Raw genomic sequence first — 10,709 nt, 5'->3', positions numbered from 1 at the left:
ACGCCGACCCCTGTGGAGGGCGTCTGCATGACCGCCGCGCTCGGGTCGATCGCGTTGTGGCTGGTGTTCCGCGAGGCGTTCTGGGCGCATATGCTGGTCGTCGTCGCGGTGCCGGTCAGCTTCTGGCCAACGTGGCAAAGCGTGTGGCAGGACCGGGCCCGCGAGCGATCGCCGGCCTGGGGGCTATGGACGCTCGCGGACCTTTCGACGTTGCTTGTCGCTACCCGGGTGCATGGATCGGGCATTGCGGAATATACCTATATTCTCGTCGAACTGCTCTGTCATGCGAGCGTATGGCTGATGGTCGGACTCGCGACGGTCAACCCGTTCCGGTCGCTGGCGTTCGGGCGCGGCGGGCTGCGGGTCCTGGATGCCTATGTACCGGGCAATCCGTTCGCGGTGCGCGAGACGCATCTGGGCAAGGCGGTCTACGCCGCAAAGGGTTTCGCGGAGGGCGAGCAGATCGTTCGTTTCACCGGTCGGCGGGTTCGCGCTGCGCGGCTGCCGCGGTCCTTGCGCGGCGCGGCCGACCGATTCCTGCAAGTCACTGCCGATCAATATATGGGGCCGTCGGGGCGGATCGACGATCTGATCAACCATAGCTGCGCGCCCAACGCCGGGTTGCGTTTTACCGATCATGGCGTGGTGCTGGTTGCTTTACGGGCGATCGCCCCGAGCGAGGAGATCGCCTGGGATTACTCGACGACGTTGAAGGACTCGGGCTGGCAGATGCTGTGTCAGTGCCGGCAGCCGGGATGCCGCGGAACGGTCGGCGATTTCGCGACCCTGTCGGCCGAGCGCCAGGCGTGGTTTCGTGAGCGGGATATGGTCGCGCCGTATCTGCGCGAAGAGATGGTGCGGGAGCGGGCAGCGTAAGCCCGCCGGGCGAAGGCTTACGCTGCGTCCGCCAGCACCACCGGCTCGACCGCTTTCAAAGTCAGGATGGCGACCGCGCCCTTGCCCTCACCCTCGCTTTCCAGCCGCAGCGCCCCATCCATCGCCGTCATGGAGTTTGCGCACCAGTGCAGCCCCAATCCGCCCGATTTGTGCGCGCGCGTAGAGAAACCGCGTTGGAACAAGGTCTTGCCGATATCCGATGAAAAACCCTCGCCGTCATCGCGGATCGCGATGACGACATGGCCGTTCGCATCGGGTTCGATCGTGACCGATATCGTCCCGCTGCCCGTCCCCGTAGCGGCGATCGCCTCCGCCGCGTTACCGAACAGATTGCCGATCACCTGGCTCAGGATCACCCGGCTCGCCATCGCGCGGCACGGATGCGCGGGAAAGCTGAACGCGATCGACGCCTTGTCCGAATAGCGCGCGATGGTGGCGTTGCGTGCGACGATCTCGGCAACGTCGCAATTCTCGAGCGGCGGACGTTCATGCGCGTGCGCTTGCTGCTGGCCGATGATCTCGAGCACATGCGCCATCGCCTCGCGTCCGACCTGCAATTCGGCGCGGGTCGCGGCGCGAGTGGCGGCTTCCGCCTCGATCGCCGCGGCGACGAAGGCGGTGAGCTTCACGCGTCGTGCCGAGGGAACATCGTCCTTCGCCAGTTCGCCGAGCGCGCGGTCCAGCGTCGTCCGATCGACCGGCGGCCCTTGCGCGACGCCCTGGCTCAGGATCGTCGAAATCGGATTCAGCGCGTTGCGGACATTGTGCATGACTGCAACCGCGCTTTCGCTTCGACCAAGCGCAAAGGACTGGACTTCGACCTGGCCGCGCAGATCGTTCAATTGGAGCAGCATCGCGTTGAAGCTGCGGCCGAGCGACCCGATCTCGTCGCGCCGGCCATCCTCGTCGAGCGGCCCCAGCGTGCCGAGCGCGCGGACGCGCTGCATATGGCGTTCGACACGGTGGAGCGGTTGCAGCACCTGGCTGGCGATCATCCGCCGCAGCACCATCAGCACGATCAGCAGCAGCAATGTCGATCCCGCGATCGCCAGTAGCAGCATCCGCCGCCCGAGCAGCGAGACGTCGCGCGGAACGCTGAACCGCGCGCTCGCGACAGCGACAGCCCGGCGATCCGCGCCCATGATCGGCACTGCGATCGCCAGCGTCGATGCGCCGCGGGCCACCGCATCGTTCCTGCCGATCGGCGGGGCGATCCGCGCATTGACCTGGAGCAGCGCGGACAGCTGGCGCGGCGTCAGGATACGCGCCATCAGGACGTGCCCGCGCGCGGTTCCGCTGCCATCCGACTTGCGGATTTGCGCCACGCCGATGGCGGCGACCGTCGAACCCAGCTTGGCATAATAACGTGCCGAACTGTTGCCACCGACGACATGCGCCAGGTCGGTAAGCGCAATCGACCGCAGGAACGCCGCGCGCAACGCGGGGTTCTCCGTGCCCGTTGCGGCATCGAGCCACCGGGCGATCACGATGCGTCCCTGGGGCGTTACATAGGCCATGCCCTGCACGCCCAGATTGGCCATCGCGAGCTTGGAAAAGCTGTCGCGTTCGAACTTGGCGCTTGGCGCGGCCATATAGTCGTAGCTGTCGTTCCAGTCGCCATAGTCGCGTACCGCGCCCTCGACCTTTGCGCCGTAATCGGACAGCGCGGCGCGCGTCCGGTCGACATTGTCCGCGATCGCCTTGTCCTCGAGCTTGGCGAAGCTGGGCGTGATGACGCTGGCGAGCAGCACGGTGATGCTCAACGCGCCCGCGATCCCGACAAGCGTCAGGATCACGACTAACTTTATCCCAAGTGATGTCGGGCGGACGAGTGGCTGCAACCGGCCCTTCGCGATCGGCATCAGCCGTTGGTCCCGTCGCCCAGTTCGATGCCACCCGGCGCTTCGTCCGGGTCCCCGCCGATGAACCGCCGTTCGGCGAGATCACAGGCGACCTCCTCCGCGACCGGACGCGAGAAGAAATAGCCCTGGAGGTGGCTGGCGCCTGCGATGCGGAGCAATTGCACCTGTGCCTCGGTCTCCACGCCTTCCGCGATCACCTCCAGCCCCAGCGCGTGGCCGAGATGGATGATGGCGTGGACGATCGCCGCGCTTTCGCGTTCGCGGCCCATGCCGTCGATGAAGCTGCGGTCGATCTTCAGGCTATCGAGCGCGAACTTGCGGATGTTGTAGAGGCTGGAATAGCCCGTTCCGAAATCGTCGAGCGCGATGCGGAAGCCCATCTGGCGCAGCTTGTAGAGCGTTTCCGCGGCGCGTTCGGCATCGTCGAAGATCGCGGTCTCGGTGATCTCGATCTGCACGCGCGAGGGCGAGACGCCGGCACGCTGGACGCTTTCCATGACATGGCCGACGAAGTTCGTCCGGCGGAACTGGCGCGGGCTGAAATTGACCGAGACATATTGCCCCGGCCAGCGCGCCAGCACCTTCAGCGATTCGGTCAGCACCCAGTCGCCCAGCTCGTGGATGATGTTGGTCTCCTCCGCGATCGGGATGAAGACGGCCGGGCTGATCGGGCCATATTCGGTCGTGTTCCAGCGCACGAGCGCCTCGAACCCGACGATCTCGGTCGTGTCGCGCTTGACGATCGGCTGGTAGACGAGGCTCAGCTCGCCCTTCTCGATCGAACCCGCCAGCCCGCTTTCGATCCGGCGGCGGAAGCGGATGCCCTCGTCCATGCTCTCGTCGAACAGCCGCGTCATGCCGCGGCCCTGCCGCTTGGCGTCGTTGAGCGCGAGGTCGGCGCGGCGCATCACGTCGATCGGATCGATACCCTGCGCACCTTCGACCACGACCATGCCCGCAGACGCCCCGCCCTGTACCGAATTGCCGAATACCATTATGCTGGTCGAACAGGCCGCGACCATCCGGTCGCACGCCATTTCCGCGGCGGGTTCGCCGGGCGTGTCGAACAATACGCCGAATTCGTCGCCGCCGAGCCGCGCGACGAGCGCGCCTTCGGGCGCGGATTTCTGGAGGATTGCCGCGATCTGCTGGATCAGCGCGTCGCCCGCCAGATGCCCGAGCGTATCGTTGACCAGCTTGAACCGGTCGAGATCGATCATCGCGGTGGCGAACAGTCCATCGCGCTTCGTCCGTTCGGTCAGCGCGCGCAGGAAGAACAGCCGGTTGGGCGCGTCGGTCAGCGAATCGTGCATCGCGATATGGATCGCGCGGCTTTCGTTCGCGGCGAGTTCGAGACCCTGTTCCTCGAGCTGGACGATCTGCTGCGCCATCAGCGCGCGCGCGCTCGAGAGTTCGCGGTCGACTTCCCAGCGCTTGGCGAGCGCGGTGGCGGTCTGCTGTATCTCGGCGACCTCGAAGGGTTTGGCGATGTAGAAGATCTTGTCCGCCGGGCCGGCGACCTTGCTGATCTCCAGGGGCGAGAAATCCGAATAGCCGGTGACGATGACCAGATTGACCTGGCCGTCGAGCGCGCGGATGCGCTTCGCGGTCTCGCGGCCGTCGATGCCGGGCGGCATCCGCACGTCGATGAACGCGACCGAATAGGGATCGCCCGCGGCGATCGCGGCCTCGACCGCGGCGACCGCGTCGAGGCCCTGGTTGCAATGCGTCAGCGCGAAATCGGGAAGGACATCCGCGGCCTCGACCGCGGCATCTTCGTCACCGAACAGATCGGCGGCCATCGCATCGAGCGCGTCCGCGCCTTCGCCGCGCTGCGACGCGAAGCTGCGGGCGTAGCTGTCGTGCATCGCCGGCTCGTCATCGACGATCAAAATCCGCATCGCGCCACCGTTCGTTCCGCGGCAACCAGCTTGCCACTCGGTTGCCATGAGGTAGCCGGGTACGGTTAAGGCGCGGTTACCGCTATTGCCGGTCGGGTGCCTCTTTGGGGTCAGCGTCCGCTCAGGACGCGGTGACCGACGTCTCCGGCGTCCGGCCCAAGCGCTTGGGTACCGAGCACGATCGCACCGAGCGGCCCCGCCCGCCCACCGAGCACCGGCGGGACGATATAGCTCTCGGTCAGCGCGATCTCGGGCAGCGGGATATAGCCGCCCAGGCTTTTCGTCATGGCGGCGCGAACGCGTGGGAACAGATGCGGCGTACCGACCATCACCCCGCCCCCCATCACGATCCGTCGCGGTACGCCCGTCATGACGAGCGTGTGGCATAGTTGGCCAAGCGCATGCGCGACGCTGTCCCAGGCCCGATGGTCCGCGGGCAGGTCCTGCGAGGCCACCCCCGTGCGCGCCGCGATCGCCGGCCCCGCAGCGAGCCCTTCCATGCAGGCCCCGTGGAAGGAGCAGTTGCCGATCCAGTCGTCGCCGGGCAATCGCACGGGGCGGATATGACCGAGTTCGCCATGCGTCAGCCCGTCGACGGGGATACCGCCGGCGATCATCCCGACGCCGATCCCCGTACCCACCGTCACATAGGCCAGGTCGGCCAGACCTTTGCCCGCCCCCCAGCGCGCCTCCGCCAACGCCGCGCCGACGACATCGGTGTGAAACCCGGTCGGCACGCCGCTATGCGCGGCCAACCGGTGCGCGATGTCGGTCCCGGACCAACCCGGTTTCGTGGTTATGCTGATCTTCCCGTATTGCGGCGAGGCATGATCGATCACGATCGGCCCGAAGCTCGCGATGCCGAGCGCGGCAAAGCCCCGCCATCTGTCGAGCACCGCCTCGACCGCCGCCAAGGTCTCGGCCGGGCGAGTGGTCGGAATGCGCTCCTCCGCCTCGATCTCATCGGGTCCGCGCGCCAGGATGCAGATGCATTTGGTGCCGCCAAGCTCGATACCTGCAACCAGCGGTGCGGTCGTCGTCGTCATGCCCGGATAGTCCTTCTCCGACGGTCTTCGCCTATAGCGCCCCGCCGCGTACGTCGATCAGCTTGACGCCCCCACGATCAGCGCGCGGATCCGCGTCGCCAGCGCATCCATCGCGAACGGCTTGGTCATGACGTGCATGCCCGGGTCAAGATGTCCGTTCCCGACGACCGCGTTCTCGGCATAGCCGGTAATGAAGAGGATCTTGAGGTCGGGCCGCGACAATCGCGCGGCGTCGGCCATCTGTCGCCCGTTCATCCCCCCCGGCAGACCGACATCGGTCACCAGAAGGTCGATCCGCTGACCGGATTGCAGGATCGCAAGGCCAGACGCCCCGTCAGCCGCCTCGATCGCCATATAGCCCAGTTCGCCCAATATCTCTGCGACCAGCATGCGAACGGTCGGCTCGTCGTCGACGACCAGCACGGTCTCGCCCGCCACAGCTCTTGGCGGTTCGGCGCTTGCCCCCTCCTGCGCGTCGATCGCCTCGCCCGGGAAGCGCGGCAGGTACAGGCACAAGGTCGCGCCTTCGCCGACCTCGGAATAGATCCGCACCTGCCCGCCCGATTGCCGCGCGAAGCCGTAGATCATGGAAAGGCCAAGCCCGGTCCCTTCGCCGAGCGGCTTCGTGGTGAAGAACGGGTCGAAAGCCTTCGCGATGATGTCCGGCGTCATGCCGGTGCCGGTGTCCGACACGCATAGCGAGACATATTGCCCGGGTTCCAGATCACGCTGGCGGGCAGCGCGCGCGTCGAGCCAGCGATTGCCCGTCTCGATCGTCAACCGCCCACCGCCCGGCATCGCGTCGCGCCCGTTGATCGCCAGGTTCAGCAGCGCGTTCTCCAGCTGATTGGGATCGACGAGCGTCGGCCACAACCCGCCCGCGGTCACGACCTCGACCTCGATCGCGGGCCCGACCGTCCGGCGGACAAGGTCCTCCATGCCGGCGACCAGGCGGTTGACGTCCGTCGGTCTGGGATCGAGCGTCTGCCGCCGGGAGAACGCCAGCAGCCGATGGGTCAGCGACGCCGCACGCTTCGCCGCCCCTTGCGCCGCCAGGGCATAGCGTTCGAGATCGGCGTATCGGCCCTGCTGGATGCGGATACCGATCATCTCGAGGCTGCCGCTGATACCGGTCAGCAGATTGTTGAAATCATGCGCCAGACCACCGGTCAACTGTCCAACCGCCTCCATCTTCTGGCTTTGGCGGAGCGCCTCCTCGGCGGTCATCAATTCCTGCGTCCGCGTGGCAACCTGCGTCTCAAGCGTTTCGTTCAACGCGGCGAGTTCGGCGGCCTGGCGACGATTCTCGTCGATGTCGGTATTGGTGCCGACCCAGCGGAGAATGGCACCGTCTTCGCCCCGCACCGGCTCGGCGCGAACCAGAAACCAGCGGTAGACGCCGTCTCCGCGCCGGATGCGGAATTCCACCTGGTAGACGTAGCCCGTCGCCAGCGAGCGGGCCCATGCGGGTATGGCAACCGCGTGATCGTCGGGGTGAATGATCCGCGTCCAGCCATCGACGCCCTGCAGGTCCGAAAGCGTCTGTTTGCCGTAAGCGAACACCTGTTCGTTGAACCAGTACAGATACCCGTCGGGGCGCGCGGCCCAGACCTGGTTGGGCAACGCCTGTGCGAAGACGCGGAACTGCTCCTCGCTTTCGCGCCGCGCCTGTTCCGCCCGCACGCGCTCGGTTGCACCGCGGACCCGTTCCGCCACTTCGCGCATCAGCAGGAGTTCGTCGGCGTGCCAGCGACGGGGGCCGTCATGATTGGCGTAGAGCAGCGCGACAAAATCGCCCTGTTCCACCAGCGGCATGTTGACGAACGACCGTGCGTTGATCGCCTCCAGCACCGGGGCGGCATCGCACGTCCGCTCGTCGAGCCGCACGTCGTCAATCGCGACCGTCGTGCCCGCCTTCAGATCGTCGATGTACGACCCGTGATCGCGGAACCGAAGCACGCCGGCGATGGATCGGACCCCCGGCATGTTCCAGTCGCGCTCGACCGTGATCGTCTCCGCGATCTTGTCGATAACGCCGTACCCGACCCGCGACACGCCGAGCGCTTGGCCCAGGACCGCCGATCCGACATAGGGGATCGTCTCGGGATCGGTCAGGTCGCGCAACCGGTCCGCCAGATCGAGCAGCGCCGCCTGCCCGCGTTCGTGCCGCTTGCGTTCGCTGATGTCGAAGCTGACGCCGGGAAAGCGCTGGGGCCGGCCCTCGTCGTCCAGGATGCACCGCCCCTGCGCGTGCACCCACCGGATCGTTCCGTCCGACTGGAACAACCGGTATTCCGCGCTGAACTCGCCGCCCGTGCGCACGGCCTGCGCGATCGCCGCTTCGGTGCCGGTCCGGTCGTCGGGATGGATGGCGGTGAAGAATTCGTCGACCGGCGCTCCTTCGATCGCCCGGTCCGGGTCGACGCCATACAGCCGTGCGAAACGCGCATCGGCGGTGACCCGGTCGAGCGGGATGTTCCAGTCCCACGTACCGATCCCGCCGCCCGCGGACAACGCCTGCTGCAACCGTTCCTCGCTGTCCGCCAGCGCACGTTCGCTTTGCAGTCTCGTGGTGATATCGGCGAACAGGACCGCGACGAGCCGCGCGTCGAGATCGCCTACACGAAACGCATGGACATCGAACCACCGGTGCAGCGCATCGGCGTTCTCCTGGAAATGCGCCGGTTCCCCGGTGATCGCGACGCGGCCATAGCGTTCCAGCCAGTGGCGTTCGAGCCCTGGCAGAAGGTCGCTGGCGAGGCGGCCCCCGGGTTTCGCAAGGCCAGTCTGCCGTTCGAAGGCGGCATTGGTGTCGATGAAGCGGTAATCGACCGGTCGGTCGCCATCGAAGATCATCTCGATCAGGCTGAAGCCCGCGTCGATCGCCGCGAAGAGCGAGCGATAGACCGCATCGGTCGGTGCTTGTCTCGTCAAGATATCGTTCCGTACGGGGTGGTGTTGATCGGTCGAACGAGCATCGTACGGCTTCGTCCATGGGGCGACGGTAGCGGCGTTGCAACTCGCTATCCGCGCAGCACGGCGAAGGCCTCCTTCACCTTGGCGATGCCGAAGCCGATCGCCTGTCCCGGTTCGATATGCGCCATCGCCGGCAACTCGTCGGGATTGACGATGGCGTGCAGGATCGCCGGCCCCGGAGATGCCAGGAATTCGCGGACGGTGGCCGACAGCGTCGCGGGATCGCGCGCGGTGAAACCGGCCGCACCGCACGCGCGGGCGAACACCGCGAAGTCCATGTTGGGGAAACTGCTGCCGCCGGTCGCGGGCAGCCCCGCCCCCTCCATCTCCAAATGGACGAGGCCCCAGCGGCTGTTGTCGTAGACGACGATCTTGACCGGCAGCTCGTGCTCCATCGCAGTCATGAATTCCCCGGCCAGCATGGTGAAGCCGCCATCGCCGATATGCGCCACGACCTGGCGGTTGCGGTCGAGCGCCTGTGCCCCGATCGCGAGGCCGAGCCCGGTGCCGACCGCGGCGTTGTTGAACGATCCCGTGATCCGCTGTCGACCGGTCTGGCGCAGCCAGTTGGCCGCCCACAAGGTCACCTCGCCCGTATCGGTCACGATGATCGCATCATCCGCCGCCGCATCGCTGATCGCCCGCGCGACGGCCTGCGGGTGGATGATGCCGGTGCTGCGCGAGGGATCCGCCTTGGCATCGAGCATCGCATCCCAGGCGGTGCGTTTGTCCCGTGTCTCCGCCAGGAACGCGCCGTCGTCCTTTTGCACCAGCCGGTCGAGCAGCAAGCGGAGTGTCGGCTTCACCGACCCGACGATACCGAGCCCGACCCGTGTCCGCCGCCCGATCGCGAGCGCGCGCTCGTCGACCTGGATGACGTTGCCGTGTCTGGGCAGGAAGTCGACATAGGGGTAATCGGTGCCGAGCATAAGGAGCAGGTCCGCTTCCCTGGCGGCATCGACCCCGGCCCGCCCGCCGATCAGCCCGACGCCGCCGATCCAGCTGGGATGCGTGTAGGCCAATAGGTCCTGCGCACGGTACGTATGCATCAGCGGTGCCTTGAGCCGTTCCGACAGCGCGACCAGTTCCGCTTCCGCGCCGCGTGCGCCGGCGCCACAGAACAGCGCGATCGTGCCCGCCTCCGCGATCAGCGCAGCGGCGGCGGCTATATCCTCGGGTGCAGGCGCGACCTCCGGACGGGGGCGCAACGTCGGAATGCTCGGCGTCGCGGTGCCGACCTTTGCAGCAAACACGTCGGGCGGGATATTGATGTGCGCGACCCCGCGCAGCCCATAGGCCGCGGCGATCGCCTGATGAAAGACACTCGGCGCCTGCTCCGCCGCTCCTATCACCTGCGTATAGACCGCGACGTCGCGGAACAGCAGGTCCGGCGAATCCTCCTGCAGATAATCCGTACCGCGCAGCGCCGACGGCACCCCGCCCGATATCGCAAGCACTGGAGCATGATCCTTGCGCGCCTCGTACAGACCCGGGACCAGATGGTTGCCACCCGGTCCCGTCGTACCGCAACATACGCCGAGTCGTCCGGTCAGCTTCGCCTGTCCGGCGGCGGCCAGCGCCGCGCCCTCTTCGTGACGGACGCCGATCCATTCGACCGTCGATTGCCGGCGGATCGCGTCGGTGAAGGGATTCAGCGCATCGCCCACGATCCCGAAAACCTGGCGGACGCCGATATCGGCCAGCGTCTTGACGAGCAGTTCGGCGACGGTCGTGGGCATGGCGGGCTCCGGCTCGGGAAAGCCTCAATCCGTCGGTGCGTACGATGTTCCGGTTGGGGCCGGATCAGGCGGCGACGTGCGCGGCGAAATCGCCCGCGCTGAGCTTCAAAGTGCCGAGCCGCCCGTCGAGCGTGACGAAGCCGCGGCTGACCTCGTCGATCTCTCCTGCCACGGTTTCGGTATCCTTGCGGATGGCGGCGACGGTGGAGGACATCGAATCGGCGGCCAGTGCCGTTTCATCGACCGCGGCGGTGATCGACGTCACGGTCTGCGCCTGTGCCTCCATCG

At 66.9% G+C, this 10,709-nt stretch carries 6 protein-coding genes and 1 pseudogene; 1 reads left to right on the top strand and 6 read right to left on the bottom strand.

Going from position 1 to position 10,709, the window contains the following annotated elements; genetic code table 11:
* Positions 1-876: SET domain-containing protein (locus ACFE7D_RS12640; RefSeq protein WP_375395773.1), on the top strand; the 876-nt coding region annotated here is incomplete at its 5' end.
* A gap of 17 nt (positions 877-893) precedes the next feature.
* On the opposite strand, the gene ACFE7D_RS12635 is transcribed toward ACFE7D_RS12640, so the two are convergent.
* The 6 genes and pseudogenes from ACFE7D_RS12635 to ACFE7D_RS12610 all read right to left on the bottom strand — a co-directional run.
* A complete protein-coding gene (locus ACFE7D_RS12635; protein ID WP_375395772.1) occupies positions 894-2,759 on the bottom strand; it encodes a CHASE4 domain-containing protein in 1,866 nt (621 codons plus the stop codon).
* Positions 2,759-4,660, bottom strand: a complete 1,902-nt coding sequence (locus ACFE7D_RS12630) for a putative bifunctional diguanylate cyclase/phosphodiesterase (protein WP_375395771.1) — start codon at positions 4,658-4,660, stop codon at positions 2,759-2,761. The genes ACFE7D_RS12635 and ACFE7D_RS12630 overlap by 1 nt, the downstream gene beginning before the upstream one ends.
* A gap of 110 nt (positions 4,661-4,770) precedes the next feature.
* Entirely contained in the window at positions 4,771-5,706 is a 936-nt protein-coding gene (locus tag ACFE7D_RS12625; protein ID WP_375395770.1) for an ROK family protein, read from the bottom strand.
* Between the two features lie 57 nt (positions 5,707-5,763).
* Entirely contained in the window at positions 5,764-8,640 is a 2,877-nt protein-coding gene (locus tag ACFE7D_RS12620; protein WP_375395769.1) for a PAS domain-containing protein, read from the bottom strand.
* 89 nt (positions 8,641-8,729) lie between these two features.
* Positions 8,730-10,421, bottom strand: a complete 1,692-nt coding sequence (locus ACFE7D_RS12615; protein ID WP_375395768.1) for a thiamine pyrophosphate-binding protein — start codon at positions 10,419-10,421, stop codon at positions 8,730-8,732.
* Positions 10,422-10,485: 64 nt separating this feature from the next.
* Positions 10,486-10,709 (bottom strand): annotated as a pseudogene (locus ACFE7D_RS12610) (chemotaxis protein); the annotation flags it as partial.

Origin of the sequence: uncultured Sphingomonas sp., from assembly GCF_964244235.1 — a bacterium.
GTDB lineage: Bacteria > Pseudomonadota > Alphaproteobacteria > Sphingomonadales > Sphingomonadaceae > Sphingomonas.
The sequence above is the reverse complement of the archived record's forward strand: the minus strand, read 5'-3'. Positions and strand labels throughout refer to the sequence as shown.